Here is an 18,538-nt window from a genome sequence, read left to right as displayed (position 1 = left end):
TTGACAAAACCGGCCTGAAAATGAACACCTAATCTGGACGGTTCCCCGTGCGCTTTTGGGCAAACGGGGTGAAAAGGGAATACGGTGCGGTGCCAACGCAAAGGTGCCTAATCCGGAACTGCCCCCGCACCTGTAAGTGAAGAGCAAACCGCATTGCCACTGGGCCAATCAGCCTGGGAAGGCGCGGCACGCATGGACGCACAAAGTCAGGAGACCTGCCGTCAAGGGGATGATCCCCGATCCAACTGGCTGCCTTTCGGGGCAGCTTTCACATCATGCCGTCGGGGAAGACGGCAAGGAGACCTGAACATGCATATCGAACCCGAAGTCGTGACCGGCGCAAAGCTGGTCCTGTCCTATGGCACCGCCGCCGGTGCTGCGGCCTATACCGCGAAAACCGCGATGGACTCTGTCCGTGAAAAAGGCGTCGTGCCTTTTGCGGGTGGGGCCATCGTTGCCACCGCGTTGACCTTTGTCTTTTTTCAACTTTTCCCGCATTTCCCCGTGGGCGTGAGCGAGGTTCACCTGATCCTTGGTTCGACCCTGTTTTTGCTGTTCGGCGTGGCCCCTGCTGCTGCCGGTCTGGCGCTCGGTTTGCTGGCGCAGGGCATGTTCTTTGCCCCCATCGACCTGCCGCAATACACGATGAACGTCACCACGCTGCTGGTGCCCTTGTTCATGGTCTCGGCGCTGGCCAAACGGATCATCGCGCCCAACACCGCCTATGTTGATCTGACTTATGTTCAAGCGCTCAAGCTGTCGACCGCGTTTCAGGCGGGCGTTGTGGGCTGGGTCGCGTTCTGGGCCATCTACGGTCAGGGCTTTGCCGCCAGCAACATCGCCGCTGTCGCCAGCTTTGGCGGGGCGTATATGATGGTCATCCTGATCGAACCGCTGGTCGATCTGGCCGTGCTCGCCGCTGCCAAGACCCTGCGTGATGTTGCAGGCAGCGCAGTGTTCACCAAGCGTCTGACCCAATCCGCCGCTGAATAACCCAAGACCAGACGCGGCCCCTTCTCTTCGGGTCGCGTCACACTACCGGAGCCATAAGATGTTTACGCTTTCACTGATCGGCATCGGGTCCGGCAACCCCAAACACCTTACCTTGCAGGCCATCGACGCGCTGAATGCCTGTGACGTGATCTTGATCCCGTCCAAGGGCGCGGGCAAGGATGATCTGGCCGGTCTACGCCACGAGATTTGCGCTCAGGTGCTGCGGTCGGACCGGCCTGCTATTCACGAATTTACCCTGCCCAAACGTGACGCTGCCAACCCTGATTATCACGCGGGCGTACACGATTGGCACGATGCTATTGCGCAGGTCTGGCTGGCCGAGATGCAGCGCATCCTGCCCCAAGGCGGGCGCGTGGGTTTTCTGGTGTGGGGCGATCCGTCGTTGTATGACAGCACGCTGCGCATTGCAGAGCGTCTGCAACAGGTGGTGCCGCTTAGCGTCGATGTGGTGCCGGGGATCACGTCGCTGCAGGTGTTGACGGCCGGCCATACGATCCCGCTGAACACCATTGGCAACCCCGTCATGATCACTACCGGACGGCAGCTGCGCGATCACGGTTGGCCCGAGGGCATCGATACCATCGCCGTCATGCTGGACGGGACCTGCGCGTTCGAGGTGCTGCCAAGGGACGCCGGTTTCCACATCTGGTGGACCGCTTATGCCGGGATGCCAAATGAGCGGCGCATCGCGGGGCCGCTGGATCAGGTCCGCGACAAGATCATTGCGACACGCGCAGAGGCCCGCGCGGCGCATGGGTGGATCATGGATATCTACCTGCTGCGCCGCTAGAAGCTTTGGTCTAAAGCTCTTCGAGCCGTTGCAGGATCGGGCAATCAGGGCGATCGTCGCCAGCGCATTCATGCACCAGATGCGTCAACGTATGACGAATATCCTGAAGGTCCGCGATCTTGCTTTCGATCTGCGCCAGATGTTGCTGTGCGATGGCACGGACATCCGCGCTGGCGCGGTCCTGATTGTCCCAAAGCGCCAGCAAGTCGCGACAGTTTTCAATCGTGAACCCCAAGGTGCGCGCGCGCCCCAGAAAGGTCAGCTTGTGCACGTCACTGTCGCAAAAGCTGCGATAGCCATTGGTATCCCGCGCTGGTGTGATCAACCCGATGTCTTCGTAATAGCGAATGGTCTTGGCAGGCAGGCCCGCGCGTTTTGACACGTCACCGATGTTCATAGACGTCTCCTTTCGTTGAATTAGGTGGTTGCAGCCGCGGCGACCCACCGCAGGCGCAACGCATTAAACAGGACAAACACGCTTGAGAGCGCCATCGCAGCGGCAGCAAGCACCGGCGACAACAGCACACCGAATAGCGGGTACAGAATGCCTGCAGCGACAGGGATCAGCAGCACGTTATATCCAAAGGCCCAGAACAGGTTCTGACGGATATTGTGCATCGTGTGCTGGCTGATGTGCAGCGCGTTGACCACACCTTGAAGATCGCCCGACATCAGCACCACGTCGGCTGCTTCAATCGCGACATCGGTGCCGGTGCCAATGGCAATGCCCACGTCGACACCGGCCAGCGCGGGCGCGTCATTGATGCCATCCCCGACAAAGGCGACCTTGTGCCCTGCCTCTTGCAGTTTCTGAAGCGCTGCGACTTTGCCCTCGGGCAGGACTTCGGCGACCACAGTGTCGATCCCCAATGTGCGCGCGATTGCCTGTGCCGTTGCCTTGTTGTCACCGGTGATCATGGCGATTTTCAGCCCCGCGTCGTGCAACGCCTTGAGCGCTTTGGGCGTTGTCTCTTTGATCGGGTCGGCAACACCGATCATCGCAACGAGTTCCCGGTCAACAGCGGCGAACAGCGGCGTCTTGCCGTCAGCACCCCATGCGGCCGACCGCCCCTCTGCGGCCGCAAGAGAGACCCCTTCGAGGGTCATAAACCTGTCCGCCCCGACCAGCACGCTATGGCCTTCGACCTCGGCGCGAACGCCCTGGCCCGTCTGGGACGTAAAGGATGTGACCTGCGCCAGCGACAGCTCCTCTGCCTCGGCATGGCGAATGATGGCGGTGGCGATCGGGTGCTCTGACTTGGCCTCGACAGAGGCGACAAGCCGCAAGGCATCGGACCGGGTCCAACCGTTGAAGACGTCCAGATCGGTCACCTCCGGGCGTCCGGCGGTCAGCGTCCCTGTCTTGTCGAGCGCGATGGTATCCACCTCTGCCAAGGTCTGCAGCGCATCCCCCTTGCGAAACAGCACGCCCAGCTCGGCACCTCGTCCCGTGCCGACCATGATAGAGGTCGGCGTTGCCAGACCCATCGCGCAAGGGCAGGCAATAATCAGCACGGCAACGCTGGCCACCAGCGCGAACCCCAACGATGGCTGCGGCCCGACGGCCAGCCAGATCAGGAAAGTCGCTGCCGCAATCGCCATGACCGCGGGCACGAACCACATGGTGATGCGGTTGACCAAATCCTGAACCGGCAGCTTCGCGCCTTGGGCATCTTCGACCATGCGCACGATCTGCGACAAAGTCGTATCCGCACCGACATGGGTCGCGCGGTAAACCAAAGCGCCAGTGCCGTTTACCGTCCCGCCGACAACGTTTGTATCCGCTTCTTTTTCCACCGGTATAGGTTCGCCGGTGATCATGCTTTCGTCCACAAACGACGTGCCGCTGGTGACAGTCCCGTCCACCGCGATCTTTTCCCCTGGACGCGCATGGATCAGATCCCCGACGACAATCTCATCGATCTCTATCTCGGCCACTTGCCCCCCCCGCTCTACACGCGCGGTTTTAGGGCGCAGGCCGATCAGTTTGCGAATGGCCTGGCCTGTCTGGCCCTTGGCGCGTGCTTCAAGCGTGCGCCCCAGCAAGATCAACGTGACAATCATCGCTGCGGCCTCGAAATAGACAGCCTGCGCGCCAGCGGGCAGCACCTGCGGCGCAAACAACGCGACGGTCGAAAAGCCCCAGGCCGCTGTGGCACCGAGAAAGACCAGCGAATTCATATCAGGCGTGCGTTTCAACAGCGCCGGAACACCGGTGACAAAGAAGCGCCGCCCGGGCCACGCCAGCACGATGGTGGTCAGAACGAACTGGATCGACCAGCTGAGCTGCTGACCAACTGTGGTCATCACCCAATGATGAAACGCCGGGATCATATGCCCGCCCATTTCCAGCACAAACACCGGGAGAGTCAGCGCTGCGGCCAAAAGCGTCATGCGTTTCAGATGCGCCGCTTCTTCTATCTTGCGGTCGGGTGGTGACGTCATCGAGGCGTCTTTGACGGGGGTGGCAGGGTAGCCGACGGCTTGTGCGGCTTGCACAATTGCGGTGTCCGCGTCCGCAGCCAATGTGTGTACCACGGCTTCTTCGCGGGCCAGATTGACAGAGACGTCGACAACGCCGGGCACCGCAGCCAGGGCGCGTTCGACCCGACCGACGCAGGAAGCGCAGGACATGTTTTCAATGGCATAGCGCCGGTTTTGCACTGTGGCAGGGTACCCCGCGGTGTCCAGTGCAGCAACGACAGCCTTGGGATCAAACCCCGATGTCACCTGCAATGCTGCCGTCTCAGAGGCAAGGTTCACGCGGGCTTCCTGCACACCATCGACGCGGCCAAGCGCCGCCTCGACCCGCCCCACGCAAGAGGCGCAATTCATGCCGCTTATCTCAAGATTGATCGCAACTACATCGCCCATTCTCAGCCTCCTCAGAGTGTGTTGCCCCTCAGATAGGACTTCCAGTCACTGGAGGGTCAAGCGGTAAAATTTAATTTAATTCATATTGTTCAGAATTCGCCGCTTTTCCGCGGGGCGTTTAACGATTTCGAAACGGATAGGCCCGATCTTCACTGCAAAGCGATATACGGAGGGTGCGTATCGACGGATGACAACAAAAACATTGGTTATCAAAGGCAAAGGCGGGTTGGGAAACCGCATATTGTCTGCAGTTTCGGGCTTGGTTTACGCTGACTTATCCGGGCGTACACCCGTGATTGACTGGCGCGACGGCAGCTATGCTCCACTTGGTATAAACGCCTATCCGTTGCTGTTCCAATCCCCGATCACAGGTGAAATCGTTGATGAACATTCAGACATATGCCCCGCGATCTGGACCGGCAAACTGCATCGCCAACCGCAGGATATGATCGACGCCTATATGCCCCAATCCCATTCAAACCCCTGGGGGTATCGCAGGCTATGTGTTGATCTAAAGCGATTAGACCACCCTCAGGAAACGGCCGTCTACTGGTCCTACCTGCCCAAGCTGGCACGTATGCAGCATCACTTGCGCCGTGACCCTCGCTTTGCCCACAGGGGGGAGCGTGAAATTCTGGCCGACTACCTGGGGCGCTACTTTACCCCCAATGCGCGGGTGCGCAGAGCGCTGTCGCAGATGCGCCGCGCGTCAAAGAGGCCCAGTATCGGCGTACACATCAGATTTACGGATCGCAAAATCCCGCTTCGCCCCGTACTGGCGACGCTGCGACGGCTAACATCATGCCACCCGGATGCGATCATCTTTCTTGCCACAGACAACGCGCAGATCGAGCAACGTCTGACACGTGAATTCGACAAGGTAATGACCCACCCGAAACGGCTGGACGCCTCGGGCCATCGCTTGCACGGGCCGGATACAACCTGCGATCGGCAACGCGAAGCAGAGAATGCGTTGATCGACATGTGGCAATTGTCGCGCTGCGATCATCTCATCTATTCGCACCGTTCTACCTTTTCTGTGACATCCGCCTGTTTGGGGTGTTTTTCAAAGGTACATACTCATGATGTCGAACGGTTTTCAATACGGCTGTGGGCGAAGGACCTTTTGCAGCGCTATGCCTAATCATACCCCTGTAGCCAAAGTTTTCGTGCAGTCCAAACCGCCGCCCAATGCGCTGCCCGCGCCCGCCGGTCGGCCCTGTTCGACGCTATTAGGGGCCGCGTGGCCAGATACCGCGTCGCAGACCAAAGCCACATCAAGAAGATCCCCGCGCCCCTATGCGATTTGGGCCAGTGATCGCGGATCAAAGATGCGCGCGATGTCATCACTGCAATGGCCTTTGCCTCTGTGCGCGATGTGGAGGCCCCAACATGGTGTACGATCTGCGCATTTGGCGTGATCATCGGGTGGTACCCGAAAGCCCGTGCGCGCAGACACAGATCGGCATCCTCGCCATACATGAAATACTTGGGGCTGAACCCGCCCAACCGGCGCCAAAGTGAAGCTTCGATCAGCAAGAAGCATCCGACGACGATGTCCACCTGCCGCACGGTGTCGCGCGCCCAGCCACCATAAGCTTCAGGGTTAAAAAACCTGTTCTTCGTCAAAGCTGTGCTGACCCCGGTCGCCTTAAAGAGTAGGCTTACCAATGTGGGCCGCGCCCAGCATGACGCGATGTTCAACGCGCCGTTCGCAAAAACAGTCCGGCCGCCCCAGATTCCAGCCTTCGGATAAAGTCGCGCAAAGTCGATCAGGCGATCAATCGCCTCGTCCTGCAATTCTGTATCGGGGTTGAGCAAAAGCACGTAGTCAGATGCGCAATCTAGCGCAGCCAAGTTATTGCCACGCGCAAAGCCAAGGTTCTGCGGCGCTCGAATCAGCTGTACCTGCGGAAACGCAGAAGCAATTGCATCCGCAGAACCATCTGAAGACGCATTATCCAAGACGACACAGTCAAAACGCGTTGCGTGGGTATGTTGGTACAACGTTTCGAGCGCCTTTAACGTCATGATGCGCGTATTATAGCTAACGATCACGACGGTTAACGTGACTGGTGCGGACGACGACGCTACGCCGGCCTGCGCCATCGTCAGCATCCCGTTGCGCGAAATACCACGCACGCTGTCGCTTTTAATATTCGTAAGTCCTGTTTTATTGAAAGCGAAGCAAAATACTGCTCGTCAAAATGAGCGCGTTCGACAAATTTCGATCTATTGCGTGCAGAAACCTGCCAGTTCCCGCTGATTCCCGGCCGCAGACGGTAATAGCTTTTTCCACAATACAATACTTGTTGAGACACCAGCATGGGTCGCGGGCCAACCAAACTCATATCGCCGCTGAGCACGTTCAAAATTTGAGGAAGTTCATCCAGCGATGTGCAGCGCAAGAAGCGCCCCAGTTTTGTCACTCTAGGATCGAGGCACAGTTTGTGGCTGCGCTGCCATTCTGATTGCGCTGCGGGATTTTTCGCCAAATATGCGTTAAGGTAGCCCGGATCATGAGGCCGCATGGTGCGCAGCTTCCACATCCGAAAAATCTGCCCATTTCTGCCGACACGTTCCTGAGCAAAGAATGGATTAAGCCCAGATCCCGCGACCAAGCCTGCCAGTAACGCGATCATAGAAAACGCGATCGGGAACAGCAGTAGACATAAAAGGAGGTCAAAGCAGCGCTTCCCGTAGCGCTGATATAGGTCCGACCGCACATATAAGTGCGGCCTGGTTTGCATATGATGATCACGCTGTTTTTGAAGTAAATTACTTTGATACATCTGAAACTCCTTCGTCGGCGTGCGCCAGGGAAAAATCGATGCATCAAAGCGTATGGGAGCAGGCTTACTGCTGGGTTAAGAATACATGTTCAATTTGAGCTATTGTGTAGAAAGAGGGGCGCACTGCCGCTCGAAGGAAAACGTTGTGAGGTAAACACAAACTGTTTGGAATTTTTCGATGCTACCCAAGCCTGAAGACCACCTAAGGTGCAACGGACCGATCTTCACGCGCTCGCTTAGCTGCCAAATGCGCATAAGCAGCAAGCAATTGCGGTTCAGAGAATGACCATGCCAATGAGCAAACCACCCTTTGCTTGCCAATTTTGCCCATGTCACGTCTTCGTTCTGGATTGCTGACGAGGGTTTTGATGCATTCTGCGAAAATTTTGGGATTATTATTCGCAGCATAGAGGGATGCCCCTCCAGCGGTTCGCCGGCCTTCAGTCAAGTCAAATTGGACCACAGGTTTGCCCAGCGCCATATACTCGACCACCTTATTCATGGTCGAAATATCGTTCATCGCATTGCAGGGATCAGGTGCGAGGCCAATGTCGATGGCATTCAACGCGCCGACCAGCGCAGGCCCGTATAGAGCACCCGCAAACGTAAAGTAATCTTCTAGCTTTAGCTTAGTGATCTGCTGCTTGATCTCGGCCAGCGACGGCCCAAAACCGATAATTAGGAAATGAACGTCGGTTTCGCCCAATACAGTGACAAGATGATGGGCTGCCGAAACCATGTGCTCCATACCCTCTTGCTGTCCGATTACACCCACGTAGCCAAGCAGTGTTTTTGCAACGACTTGATCGAATTTAGATCCAAGCTCGGGCTTAAAATCTGCGAGGTTGGGTGCCGAGCGGACGACAAAGATATCATCCGTATTCTTGCGCCCTCGCGCGACAGCAATGTCGTGAAAGCTGACATTTGGCGAGATGACGATGGATGCGATGCGGTAGCTGAGCAGTTCCAATCGACGCATCAGCCAATAGCCAATCCCCCGTTTCTGAAATTTCACGATATATAGTTCGGGGCACACGTCGTGTTGGTCAAAGACGTATGCCACGCCTTTGCGTCGAAACCACAGCGCCAAGAGGCAGATCAGGTCCGGAGGGTTACAACCGTGAATTGCCTGAAAGGGGTTTTCTCGCCAGATTCTTCGGGCCAATCGAAACCAGTGAAGCAGTGCGCTGGAATACTCTTTCACGTAGGAGGCAGCCCCACCGCTCCCCTCTAGAACAGCGGGATACCGGTAAATGTGTACGCCTTCCCGAATTTCGAATGCCTCGATCCATCCCTGCCCCGTGGGCGAAATGATCGAAACCTGGTACCCGGCTTTGACCAACGTTGTTGCTTCCAGCCAAACCCGCCGGTCAAGCGGGACGGGCAGGTTTTCAACGACGATTAGGATATGGCGCAAGGGCGGTTTGGTCATACGTCTTTCAACAAGGGAATCATAGCTTCCCTAGGCTTGACACAAAGGAATGAACACTTGGTTAATTCGGCCGCCAGACAGCCCGGGGCGCGCCGCCTATCGGAAACAATGGCAAGCACACCATCCATTTTATCCAGCAATTGTGTCGAACTGGCGATACTTGAGGACTTGTAGCCACCCTGATCGCCGCGTATCCAAGTCAGTGGGACACCCTTCCCCAACGAAGGGTCCAAGTCATTTTTATATTTCCTTTTATTTACAGTTACTTGTCTGATAGGCGCTTTCGTCTTGTGTCTATTTTGTGCCAAAAAGCACATCTGTGACGGTCGGATCGTCCATCGCATGGGCATAGAATTTCATAACTGTTCCAACGTCTTTCCAGCCACCGCGTACAGCGACAGTCTTAGGGTCAATACCTGCTTGAAGCATTGAAGTCGCAAAACCGTGGCGGCAACAGTGGGGTGACAGTTTTTCGATGCCCGCGCGCTCAATGACGTTGTTCCAGACCTGTCCCACACTTTCACCAGAAGCATATTGAAACACCAGACTGTCGGGTTTGCGATTTGAAGGAATGTTTGCCAGTGCCGCAATGATTGGCGGCGACAGGTGCGCGACGCGTTGGTCATCAGTTTTAGTTTGCTTGATCACGGCCTTCTTCTGAAACAGCTCGACGTCGCCCCAAGTCATCGCACAGGCCTCGCCACGTCGCGCTCCCGTACCAAACATAAACAGGCACAACGCAGCCAAGTGGTGTAGCTCATCTTGTACTGCTTGCTGTGCGAAAGCTTCTACCCATGCCCGCGTGGCAGGGGTCTTTCTCTTAGCATTGACCTTGAACTGAACCGCCCCGGGTTTACCGGAGGGCAAAACTTTCGGAGAATTGCCCATTATGGAACAGTCACACAACAAGAAGACCTCGAAGCCGTATTCACCTGAGTTCCGCGAACGTGCGGTGCGGTTGGCGATGGAACACCGCGATGAGTATCGTAGCGAAGCTGCTTTATTCACAGCGATCGCAAGCAAATTGGGCTGTTCGCCAGACAGTCTTCGCGTTTGGGTCCGGCAGGCTCAGCGTGATGGCGGCGAACGGCCTGGCCAAACCAGTGCCGAGAAAGCGCGGATCAAGGAGTTGGAGCGCGAGGTGCGCGAACTCCGGCAGGCCAATGAGATCCTGAAGAAAGCATCAGCGTATTTTGCCCAGGCGGAGCTCGACCGCCCGTTTCGCAAGTGACTGCTTTCATTGAAGAACATCGCGGTGAGTTCGGGGTCGAGCCGATGTGCAAAATGCTGCAAATCGCCCAGTCCACCTATTATGAACGGCGCTCCATCGCGCGTGATCCTGATCGGGCTTCAGCCCGGGCGAAGTCTGACGCTGATCTGTGCATCAAGATCAATGCGGCCTGGGAAGAGAACCGCAAGCTCTATGGTGCGCGGAAGATCTGGCATGTCTTACTGCGCGATAATCAGGAGATCGCACGATGCACGGTGGAGCGGTTGATGCGCAATTTGGGCATCAAGGGCGTAGTTCGGGGTAAAAAAGGTTGTCACGACTAATCCGGACACCTCCCAGCCGTGCCCTGACGACAAGGTAAACCGCTTGTTCAAAGCAGATCGGCCTAACCAGCTCTGGGTCTCTGACTTCACATACGTCCCGACGTGGTCGGGAACGGTCTATGTCGCTTTCGTCATCGATGTCTTTGCGCGCCGGATCGTTGGCTGGCGCGTATCGACCTCAATGGCGACGCAGTTCGTTCTCGACGCTTTGGATCAAGCAATCTGGCAAAGAAAAACACTTGATAACAATACCTTGATTCACCACTCAGACCGTGGATCGCAATATCTCTCGATCAAGTATACCGAGCGCCTTGTCGAATTCGGTATTGATCCATCGGTTGGAACAGTCGGCGATTCCTATGATAATGCCCTCGCTGAATGCGTCATTGGCCTGTTCAAAACAGAGGTCATCAACCAGATCGGTCCATGGAAATCGAGGCGCGAAGTCGAATGGGAAGCGCTGAAATGGGTCGATTGGTATAACAACCGTCGGCTATTCGGTCCCATCGGATACATCACACCCGCAGAAGCAGAGGAGGTATTCTATGCAAATCTAAACACACTCGATAAAGTAGCCTGACGTTGAACAAAGCACCCTCCGGTAAAATCGGGGCGGTTCACGATCAGTGATTAGGCCAACGCTGACTTGATCCAGAATCCACGCGTGCAGCTCGTCGCGGCCTTGGGCGCGGGTTGAGGTTTCGATGGTGTCGCGGACCTCTTGGGTGCGCACCAACTCCATCGGATCGGCCCAGCCGTGACGCTGGTTCATCACGTCCCGCAGGCTGTCGAAGGCTTTCTCATACCCCGGCGGGGCGATGTTCAGACTTCGGCCCGAGGTCAGCTCCAAGCGCGGCGTGCAGAAGTGCAGCTCCACTCGGTCTTCGTGGGTATGTCGGACCCAGAGCACGTCATATTGCGTCGGGTCCAGCCCCGCGAAGGCCAGACGCTCGAAGTGGTCCATGACTTCGGCCTGCTGTTCCTCGTTCGGGGCGTCGGTGGCGGCAAAGCTGATCACGCCCGCGCGGTAGGTCCACTGGTGGCGGCTGGCGTCGATCAGGACCTCGGTGCGGTCGGGATTGCCGCGCAGGACTTCGGGCAAGGGTTCGCGAGTGACGGTCATTGGCTGGCCGTCGGCATCGCGGATCAGGTCGCGGTTGTCGTCGTAGGCCAGCACCTTGTCCGCGACGAGGTAGCCGACCGGACCAGCCCCCGCGCCTTTGCCGTTGCGGAAGAACTTGATCAACATCGGCGTGCGGCCTCGACGATCTGGGCAAGCTGGCGTTCGATGGTCAGCAGACGGCGCGCGACTGTCAGCGCGTCGAGGTCAACGCGGTCCGCCAGCATCGCGCGGTTCAGCCAACGGGCGATCTGGTTGAGGTTGCCGCCAATGCGCCCGACGGCCAGCACCAGCGTCGGATCAACGCGGGGGATCGGCTTGCGACGGCGGGCTTCGGTGAGGCCCAGAGCCTCGCGCAGCAACGTTGCAGCGGGCAGGCCTGCGGCCTCGGCCTTGGCGCGCAACTGGGCCTTCTCTGCGGCGCTGCACCGGAAGACGAAAGTCTCGGTCAGCGGCTCTTTGGTGCGGGCATTGCCTGCGCCGGTGGGGTTCGAAGGGGAGGCGTGCCGCCCCTCGCAAGGTCCCGTGTCAGCAGCGCCAGCGTATGACATGGGTCGCCTTGCTGTTTGCTCTTCTGTGGGATCGGTAGCGATCATGATCTGAGGCCTGCGGCTTGGATTTGGCCCTCTGTCACAAGCTTTGAGGCGAGCAACGCCGCAACTTGGGTTCCCGTGATGTGTTTGCACATCGGGCTGCGATCACTGATCCAGCAGACTAGCCGCGCGTGGTGATCGGATTGCAGCGTTGCTGTCTTTTTGCGGTCTGCCACTTGCTTCTCGACATAGGCCTGCCACCGCCGCGACTGGAACCAGTTGTCAGAAAAGCAGACCTTGGAGCGGGTGAAACCTGTGCTGTCGGTCGCGTAGGCTTTGACGGCTTGCAGCAAATACTCCGGTGCGATCCCTTCCTTCATGGCCGCTTCGATCTGGGCAAGGCAGACTGCTTTGCCGCGAAGCCGGTCGGGCGGATAGGCTCCCAAAATCTTCTCAGACTCCCCCGTCTCGCGCTCACGCGATGGAGGTTCTTTCTTAGGTTCAATGGTAAGGTTCGTGTCCCGATTTGAGACTACCCCCGTCTCACCCTTGAGACTTTTCCCCCGCCTTTTTGAGACTTTTACCCCCGTCTCATTTTGAGACGCAACCCCGTTGGGACCACTGACCCCACCTTTCGAGCGCGAACTGGGACCAAGGGTAATATCAAGGTGCAACTCATACTGATTGGACCCGCGTCCACCATCGCCATCCCCTCGAGCATGGCGTGTGACAAGGCCGCACTCCTCCAAGGTTGTCATGTGCCGAAACAGAGTTGCACGACCCATCTCGCACTCGTCCGCCAACCGCTGTGCGCTTGGGTTGCACTGGCCCGTCTCTTTGTTGTGAAAGTCCGCCAATTGGATCAGCACAATCTTGGCGGCGGGCTTCAGGCCTTTGACATTCGCCGCCCAGATCAACGCCATGCCACTCATGACACCACCTGACCAGCAAGAAATGGGCTACTTGCATGAAGCCTGCCACTTGATTCTGCGGCGCGGTGTTGTGGAACAAAACCAGATTTCCTTGTGTCAGATTTGTGCCAATAGGAAACATGCGTTCCTGCATCGTTCTGCAAAAGGCTACATTTACTCGCATAGCAAGTACCTTTACCTGTTGCTGTTTTTACTGGGGTTCCGTATGTCCGGCGGTGGGACACCCTTCCCCAACGAAGGGCGCTTATCTGAAAGGGTAGCTAAATGGCTATTACGACACCGACCTCGCGGCCTACGAATCCGCGTTTTTCTTCTGGCCCGTGTGCCAAACCCCCTGCTTATGACTTGGCGAAGCTTGCAAGCGCGCCGTTAGGGCGTAGCCACCGCGCAGCGCCCGGCAAGGCGAAATTGCTTGAAGCAATTGAAACCACCCGTGAGATTCTAGGCGTACCTGCTGACTATAAAATTGGCATTGTTCCCGCTTCCGACACCGGTGCGTATGAAATGGCGATGTGGTCGCTGCTTGGCGAGCGCCCGGCAGAAATGGTCGCATGGGAATCATTTGGCGCGGGCTGGGTTACGGATGCCGTAAAACAGCTCAAGATCGAGCACACGGTACATACAGCTGATTACGGTCAAATTGTCGATATGTCGGCGTTGAACTATGACAATGATGTATGCTTCACTTGGAATGGGACTACCTCTGGCGTGCGCGTTCCAACCGGCGATGTCATCCCATCCGACCGCAAGGGATTGACCCTGTGCGATGCAACTTCCGCTGCTTTCGCAATGGATTTGCCCTGGGACAAACTGGATGTGACAACGTTCAGCTGGCAGAAAGTTCTGGGTGGTGAAGCCGCGCACGGAATGCTGATCCTTAGCCCGCGGGCTGTCGAACGGCTTGAAAACTATACGCCCGCATGGCCACTGCCTAAGATTTTCCGTCTGACCAAAGGCGGCAAGCTGATCGACGGTATTTTCAAAGGCGAGACAATCAACACGCCATCCATGCTTTGCGTTGAAGACTATCTGCTGGCCTTGGATTGGGCGAAATCCGTGGGTGGACTGAAAGGTCTGATCGCGCGTGCCGATGCCAATACGGCAGCCATCACAGATTTCGTGGAAACACACGACTGGATCGATTTCTTGGCGGACGATCCGGCGACACGGTCGAACACATCAGTATGCCTGAAGTTCAATGACGACCGGATCAAAGACGGCGCAGCTTTTGCAAAGGCTGTGGCCAAACGTCTGGCTGACGAGGATGTAGCATTGGACATCGGAGCTTATCGCGATGCTCCTGCCGGTCTGCGTATCTGGTGCGGCGGCACCGTCGAAGCCTCTGATATCCAGGCGATGTTACCCTGGCTTGAATGGGCTTTCGAAGCTGAAATCAACGCCTAATTTGCGGCTCCCCGCCTAGCAGTTTCGCTGGGCGGGTGGTTAGCCCATGCCCCCATTTTATTCAAAAAAAGGAGCGCCACTCATGGCCCCCAAAGTGCTTATCTCCGACAAACTCTCGGACGCTGCGGTTCAAATTTTCAAAGACCGCGGCATTGACGTCGATTTCCAACCCGACCTCGGCAAAGACAAAGACAAGCTCGCAGCCGTGATCGGCGACTATGATGGGCTCGCGATCCGGTCCGCAACGAAAGTAACCGACAAGATTCTCGCAAACGCGACCAACCTGAAGGTGATTGCGCGGGCCGGCATCGGGACGGACAACATCGACAAGGATGCGGCCTCGAAAAAGGGTGTCATCGTGATGAACACCCCCTTCGGCAACATGATCACCACCGCGGAACACGCGATTGCAATGATGTTCGCCGTCGCCCGGCAAATCCCCGAAGCCTCGGCCTCGACGCATGCGGGCAAATGGGAAAAGTCCAAGTTCATGGGTGTTGAACTGACGGGCAAGACCCTGGGCGTGATTGGCGCAGGTAACATCGGTGGTATCGTTTGCGACCGCGCGCGTGGGCTCAAGATGAAAGTTGCCGCCTATGACCCCTTCCTGAGCGAGGAAAAAGCCAAGAAGATGGGTGTCGAGAAAGTCGAGTTGGACGACCTGCTGGCGCGCGCTGATTTCATCACATTGCACGTACCTTATACTGACCAAACCGCCAACATCTTGTCGAAAGAGGCGCTGGCGAAGACGAAAAAAGGCGTGCGGATCATCAACTGCGCCCGCGGCGGCCTTGTTGATGAAGAAGCATTGGCAGAAGCGTTGAAATCCGGCCATGTTGCCGGCGCAGCCTTTGACGTATTCAAAGAAGAGCCGGCGACCGAGAACCCGCTGTTCGGCCTGCCTAACGTCGTGTGCACGCCCCACCTTGGCGCGGCGACAACCGAGGCGCAGGAAAACGTTGCCCTTCAAGTTGCCGAACAAATGTCTGACTACTTGCTGACCGGTGCGGTCACCAACGCGCTGAACATGCCTTCGGTCACCGCCGAAGAGGCAAAGGTCATGGGCCCGTGGATCACATTGGCCGGTCACTTGGGTGCCTTTATTGGCCAGATGACTGACGAAGCCGTTAAGGCAATCAACATTCTGTATGATGGTCAAGTCTCGGAGATGAACCTGAACGCGCTGAACTGCGCGGTCGTGGCGGGCATCATGAAACGTGCCAACCCAGATGTTAACATGGTCAGCGCCCCTGTCGTCGCACGGGAAAAAGGCATCCAGATCAGCACCACCAACCAAGATAAATCTGGTGTGTTTGACGGTTACGTGAAGGTCACGGTTGTTACTGAAAAACGGGAACGTTCGATCGCGGGCACCGTCTTCTCGGACGGAAAACCACGGTTCATCCAGATCAAGGGCATCAATATCGAAGCCGAAGTTGGCGCACATATGCTTTATACAACCAACGACGATGTACCCGGTATCATCGGCACCTTGGGACAGACCCTTGGCGCGCATGATGTCAACATTGCGAACTTCACGCTTGGCCGTTCCACCGCTAAGGGCGAAGCAATTGCATTGCTCTACATTGACGGCCCACTGCCCGAAAAAGCGCTAAAAGATCTGCACGATACAGGCCTCTTCAAGCAGGTCAAAGAGCTCGAATTCGAAGTCGGCTAAGCTCGACCTTACCCGTAAAACGCAAAGCGCCCCCTGCATCGGGGGCGCTTTTTTGTCTGCTTCCAATTGGCTCAAATCCCGGGGGAGCAGCCAAAGGCTGCGGGGGCAGCGCCCCTTCTTAGACGACCCGACGATGCATCACGCACCGGTCCAGTCCAGCACGACCTTGCCCGACGCACCCGACCTCATGGTCGAAAATCCGGTTTCGAAATCATCTGCATCAAAGCGGTGCGTAATGACCGCACTGACATCCAACCCGTTTTCGAGCATGGCGATCATTTTGTACCAAGTTTCGAAAATCTCGCGGCCATAGACGCCTTTGACGGTGATCGCCTTGAACACAATGCGCGACCAGTCCACAGGGGATTTTCCGGGTGGAATCCCAAGCATCGCGATCCGCCCGCCCATGGTCATCGCCTCGACCATTTGGTCAAGCGCGGTCTGATTGCCCGACATCTCCATCCCGATGTCAAAACCCTGTTTCATCTTGAGACGTGCGATGACATCCGCGAGGTCTTCTTGACGCACATCGACAGGCATGACGTCCGCAACCTTGGCAGCCAGTTCAAGGCGTGTGGGGTTCACATCCGTGATCACAACATGGCGGGCACCGACATGACGGGCGACCGCGGCAGCCATGATGCCGATGGGGCCTGCGCCGGTGATCAACACATCCTCGCCCACCAGATCAAAGCTCAGCGCGGTGTGGACCGCATTGCCAAGCGGATCGAGGATGGCACCGATATCATCCGAAATCGTGTCGGGCAGCGGCACCACGTTGAACGCGGGCAGCCGTAGGTATTGCGCGAAGGCACCTTGTTCGTTCACGCCGATCCCGCGGGTGGCGGGATCAAGGTGAAATTTGCCCGACCGCGACTGGCGTGAGGTTTTGCCGATGAGGTGCCCCTCGCCCGAGCACCGCTGACCAATGCTCAGCTCAGTAACATTGCGCCCCAACTCTACGATCTCTCCGGCGAATTCATGACCCGTGATCAACGGGACAGGCACGGTTTTTTGCGCCCATTCGTCCCAGTTCCAGATATGAATATCGGTCCCGCAGATGCCAGTTTTGTTCACCTTGATTAGCACATCATCCGGCCCGATCTCTGGCACCGGTGCGCGGGTCATCCACAGCCCCTCACGCGGCTCGGACTTGCACAGCGCTTTCATTTGGTTGCTCATGACAGAACCCCACAGGCTTTGCCCGCGACTTCAAAAGCGGCCAGCGCGCGATCCAGTTCATCGCGTGTCAGCGCGGCGTTCATCTGGGTGCGGATGCGGGCTTGACCACGAGGCACCACCGGAAAGAAGAAACCGCTGACATAGACGCCTTCCTCGAACAGACGCGCCGCCATATCTTGTGCCAACTGCGCTTCGCCCAGCATCACAGGGATGATCGGATGTTCGCCGGGCAGCAGGTCAAAGCCCAGTTTGGTTAGTCCCTCGCGCCAGTATTTCGCGTTTTCGAACAGTTGCTTGCGGCGGTCGTCACCTTGCTCGACCAGCTCCAGTGCCTTGATCCCCGCCATGACAATCGATGGCGGCAGCGAGTTCGAAAAAAGATAGGGGCGTGCGCGTTGGCGCAGCAGATCGATCACCGGTTGCGGCCCTGCGATATAGCCGCCGATCGCTCCACCAAGCGCCTTGCCCAACGTGCCCGTCAGAATATCAACATCGACGCCAAAATGTGCGGGCGTGCCCTCGCCCTTGGGGCCCATGAAACCTGTCGCGTGGCAGTCGTCGACCATCACGAGCGCTTCGTATTTTTCGGCCAGTTTGGTTATTTCCGGCAGTTTCGCCAGATAGCCGTCCATGCTGAACACGCCGTCGGTCGCGATCATGATGAACCGCGCCCCTTCCTCGCGGGCGAGCTTCAGCTGCCCTTCAAGGTCGTCCATGTCCGAATTAGCATAGCGGTAGCGTTTGGCCTTACACAGGCGGATGCCGTCGATGATCGACGCGTGGTTCAGGCTGTCGGAAACGATAGCGTCTTCGGGCCCAAACAAGGGCTCGAACAGTCCACCGTTGGCGTCAAAGCAGGCGGCGAAGAGAATGGAATCATCCTTGCCAAGGAAAGCTGCCAGTTTTTGTTCAAGCTCGCGGTGAATATCCTGCGTGCCGCAGATAAAGCGAACCGAGGCCATGCCAAACCCCTTGGGGTCCATCGCGTCGCGGGCAGAGGCAATCAAGTCGGGGTGGTCCGCCAGCCCGAGGTAGTTGTTCGCGCAAAGGTTAATGACCTGACGCCCGCCCACCGTGATCTCGCCCGATTGCGGCGAGGTGATCATGCGTTCTTGTTTCATCATACCGTCTGCGGCGATGCCGGACAGGGTGGCGTTGACGTGATCTAGGTACGCTTGGGTCATGATAAAACTCCTTTTCACAGACGTTCTACCATAATGGATGAGTTTCCGA

16 protein-coding genes, 2 pseudogenes, 1 riboswitch and 1 other annotated feature are annotated in these 18,538 nt (G+C 57.3%); of the genes and pseudogenes, 6 read left to right on the top strand and 12 right to left on the bottom strand.

All coding sequences use genetic code 11. The features are described 5' to 3' along the window. The first annotated feature begins 21 nt into the window (after positions 1-21). Positions 22-237: riboswitch (cobalamin riboswitch) on the top strand. A gap of 72 nt (positions 238-309) precedes the next feature. Next, positions 310-993: an energy-coupling factor ABC transporter permease gene (locus GLP52_RS14070; protein WP_093731651.1), complete on the top strand. Its 684-nt coding sequence runs from the start codon at positions 310-312 to the stop codon at positions 991-993. A gap of 58 nt (positions 994-1,051) precedes the next feature. Further along, positions 1,052-1,804 carry a precorrin-6A synthase (deacetylating) gene (cobF, locus tag GLP52_RS14065; protein WP_237271160.1) on the top strand — a complete coding sequence of 251 codons (753 nt, stop codon included), beginning with the start codon at positions 1,052-1,054 and terminating at the stop codon, positions 1,802-1,804. 10 nt (positions 1,805-1,814) lie between these two features. On the opposite strand, the gene cueR is transcribed toward cobF, so the two are convergent. Both cueR and GLP52_RS14055 read right to left on the bottom strand, forming a co-directional pair. Next, positions 1,815-2,201 carry a Cu(I)-responsive transcriptional regulator gene (cueR, locus tag GLP52_RS14060; protein ID WP_093731649.1) on the bottom strand — a complete coding sequence of 129 codons (387 nt, stop codon included), beginning with the start codon at positions 2,199-2,201 and terminating at the stop codon, positions 1,815-1,817. A gap of 20 nt (positions 2,202-2,221) precedes the next feature. Beyond that, the gene (locus tag GLP52_RS14055) at positions 2,222-4,678 is read right to left on the bottom strand and encodes a heavy metal translocating P-type ATPase (RefSeq protein ID WP_237271159.1); all 2,457 of its coding nucleotides are present in this window, start codon (positions 4,676-4,678) and stop codon (positions 2,222-2,224) included. A gap of 292 nt (positions 4,679-4,970) precedes the next feature. Here GLP52_RS14055 and GLP52_RS14050 point away from each other — a divergent pair, with 292 nt between their 5' ends. Beyond that, entirely contained in the window at positions 4,971-5,822 is an 852-nt protein-coding gene (locus GLP52_RS14050) for a hypothetical protein (RefSeq protein ID WP_237271158.1), read from the top strand. Here the strand turns inward: GLP52_RS14050 and GLP52_RS14045 are convergent. The 4 genes from GLP52_RS14045 to GLP52_RS14030 all read right to left on the bottom strand — a co-directional run bounded on the left by GLP52_RS14045 (position 5,819) and on the right by GLP52_RS14030 (position 9,790). Beyond that, positions 5,819-6,820 (bottom strand): glycosyltransferase family 2 protein, encoded by a 1,002-nt coding sequence (locus tag GLP52_RS14045; protein WP_237271157.1) that lies wholly within the window; start codon positions 6,818-6,820, stop codon positions 5,819-5,821. The two genes, GLP52_RS14050 and GLP52_RS14045, sit on opposite strands and share 4 nt — an antisense overlap. Further along, the gene (locus GLP52_RS14040; protein ID WP_093731646.1) at positions 6,790-7,470 is read right to left on the bottom strand and encodes a sugar transferase; all 681 of its coding nucleotides are present in this window, start codon (positions 7,468-7,470) and stop codon (positions 6,790-6,792) included. Before GLP52_RS14040 ends, GLP52_RS14045 begins: the two co-directional genes overlap by 31 nt. A gap of 202 nt (positions 7,471-7,672) precedes the next feature. Beyond that, on the bottom strand, positions 7,673-8,902 hold the full coding sequence (locus tag GLP52_RS14035) for a glycosyltransferase family 4 protein (RefSeq protein WP_093734384.1): 1,230 nt from the start codon (positions 8,900-8,902) through the stop codon (positions 7,673-7,675). A 294-nt stretch (positions 8,903-9,196) separates the two neighbouring features. Next, the gene (locus GLP52_RS14030) at positions 9,197-9,790 is read right to left on the bottom strand and encodes a tyrosine-type recombinase/integrase (protein WP_237271156.1); all 594 of its coding nucleotides are present in this window, start codon (positions 9,788-9,790) and stop codon (positions 9,197-9,199) included. Between the two features lies 1 nt (position 9,791). Between GLP52_RS14030 and GLP52_RS14025 the strand changes: the two are divergent. Then, positions 9,792-11,036: pseudogene (locus GLP52_RS14025) on the top strand (IS3 family transposase). Next, positions 10,088-10,204, top strand: a sequence feature (AL1L pseudoknot). Its footprint overlaps the pseudogene before it by 117 nt. Here GLP52_RS14025 and GLP52_RS14020 read toward each other — a convergent pair. The 4 genes and pseudogenes from GLP52_RS14020 to GLP52_RS14005 all read right to left on the bottom strand — a co-directional run. Continuing rightward, positions 11,010-11,705, bottom strand: coding sequence for a relaxase/mobilization nuclease domain-containing protein (locus GLP52_RS14020; RefSeq protein ID WP_237271155.1), 696 nt, complete (start codon positions 11,703-11,705; stop codon positions 11,010-11,012). The pseudogene GLP52_RS14025 and the gene GLP52_RS14020 overlap by 27 nt on opposite strands. Next, positions 11,699-12,127, bottom strand: coding sequence for a plasmid mobilization protein (locus tag GLP52_RS14015; RefSeq protein WP_237271154.1), 429 nt, complete (start codon positions 12,125-12,127; stop codon positions 11,699-11,701). The genes GLP52_RS14020 and GLP52_RS14015 overlap by 7 nt, the downstream gene beginning before the upstream one ends. Before the next feature lie 41 nt (positions 12,128-12,168). Next, positions 12,169-12,555: a hypothetical protein gene (locus tag GLP52_RS14010; RefSeq protein WP_237272619.1), complete on the bottom strand. Its 387-nt coding sequence runs from the start codon at positions 12,553-12,555 to the stop codon at positions 12,169-12,171. 318 nt (positions 12,556-12,873) lie between these two features. After that, positions 12,874-13,032: pseudogene (locus tag GLP52_RS14005) on the bottom strand (helix-turn-helix domain-containing protein); the annotation flags it as partial. Positions 13,033-13,305: 273 nt separating this feature from the next. On the opposite strand from GLP52_RS14005, the gene GLP52_RS14000 reads away from it, so the two are divergent. Both GLP52_RS14000 and serA read left to right on the top strand, forming a co-directional pair. Then, the gene (locus GLP52_RS14000) at positions 13,306-14,445 is read left to right on the top strand and encodes a phosphoserine transaminase (RefSeq protein WP_237271153.1); all 1,140 of its coding nucleotides are present in this window, start codon (positions 13,306-13,308) and stop codon (positions 14,443-14,445) included. Positions 14,446-14,527: 82 nt separating this feature from the next. After that, positions 14,528-16,123: a phosphoglycerate dehydrogenase gene (gene serA / locus GLP52_RS13995; RefSeq protein WP_237271152.1), complete on the top strand. Its 1,596-nt coding sequence runs from the start codon at positions 14,528-14,530 to the stop codon at positions 16,121-16,123. A 138-nt stretch (positions 16,124-16,261) separates the two neighbouring features. On the opposite strand, the gene tdh is transcribed toward serA, so the two are convergent. Then, entirely contained in the window at positions 16,262-17,305 is a 1,044-nt protein-coding gene (tdh, locus tag GLP52_RS13990; RefSeq protein ID WP_237271151.1) for an L-threonine 3-dehydrogenase, read from the bottom strand. Further along, entirely contained in the window at positions 17,302-18,489 is a 1,188-nt protein-coding gene (locus tag GLP52_RS13985; protein WP_093734388.1) for a glycine C-acetyltransferase, read from the bottom strand. The genes tdh and GLP52_RS13985 overlap by 4 nt, the downstream gene beginning before the upstream one ends. Positions 18,490-18,538: the final 49 nt, after the last annotated feature.

This window comes from Sulfitobacter sp. M22, assembly GCF_021736025.1.
Classification (GTDB): Bacteria; Pseudomonadota; Alphaproteobacteria; order Rhodobacterales; family Rhodobacteraceae; genus Sulfitobacter; species Sulfitobacter litoralis.
The sequence above is the reverse complement of the archived record's forward strand: the minus strand, read 5'-3'. Positions and strand labels throughout refer to the sequence as shown.

Bases quoted from the DNA above. Each gene is read 5' to 3' on its own strand.
- GLP52_RS14070 (WP_093731651.1), top strand. From the start codon at position 310: ATGCATATCGAACCCGAAGTCGTGACCGGCGCAAAGCTGGTCCTGTCC.
- cobF (WP_237271160.1), top strand. From the start codon at position 1,052: ATGTTTACGCTTTCACTGATCGGCATCGGGTCCGGCAACCCCAAACAC.
- cueR (WP_093731649.1), bottom strand. From the start codon at position 2,201: ATGAACATCGGTGACGTGTCAAAACGCGCGGGCCTGCCTGCCAAGACC.
- GLP52_RS14055 (WP_237271159.1), bottom strand. From the start codon at position 4,678: ATGGGCGATGTAGTTGCGATCAATCTTGAGATAAGCGGCATGAATTGC.
- GLP52_RS14040 (WP_093731646.1), bottom strand. From the start codon at position 7,470: ATGTATCAAAGTAATTTACTTCAAAAACAGCGTGATCATCATATGCAA.
- GLP52_RS14035 (WP_093734384.1), bottom strand. From the start codon at position 8,902: ATGACCAAACCGCCCTTGCGCCATATCCTAATCGTCGTTGAAAACCTG.
- GLP52_RS14030 (WP_237271156.1), bottom strand. From the start codon at position 9,790: ATGGGCAATTCTCCGAAAGTTTTGCCCTCCGGTAAACCCGGGGCGGTT.
- GLP52_RS14020 (WP_237271155.1), bottom strand. From the start codon at position 11,705: ATGTTGATCAAGTTCTTCCGCAACGGCAAAGGCGCGGGGGCTGGTCCG.
- GLP52_RS14015 (WP_237271154.1), bottom strand. From the start codon at position 12,127: ATGTCATACGCTGGCGCTGCTGACACGGGACCTTGCGAGGGGCGGCAC.
- GLP52_RS14000 (WP_237271153.1), top strand. From the start codon at position 13,306: ATGGCTATTACGACACCGACCTCGCGGCCTACGAATCCGCGTTTTTCT.
- serA (WP_237271152.1), top strand. From the start codon at position 14,528: ATGGCCCCCAAAGTGCTTATCTCCGACAAACTCTCGGACGCTGCGGTT.
- tdh (WP_237271151.1), bottom strand. From the start codon at position 17,305: ATGAGCAACCAAATGAAAGCGCTGTGCAAGTCCGAGCCGCGTGAGGGG.
- GLP52_RS13985 (WP_093734388.1), bottom strand. From the start codon at position 18,489: ATGACCCAAGCGTACCTAGATCACGTCAACGCCACCCTGTCCGGCATC.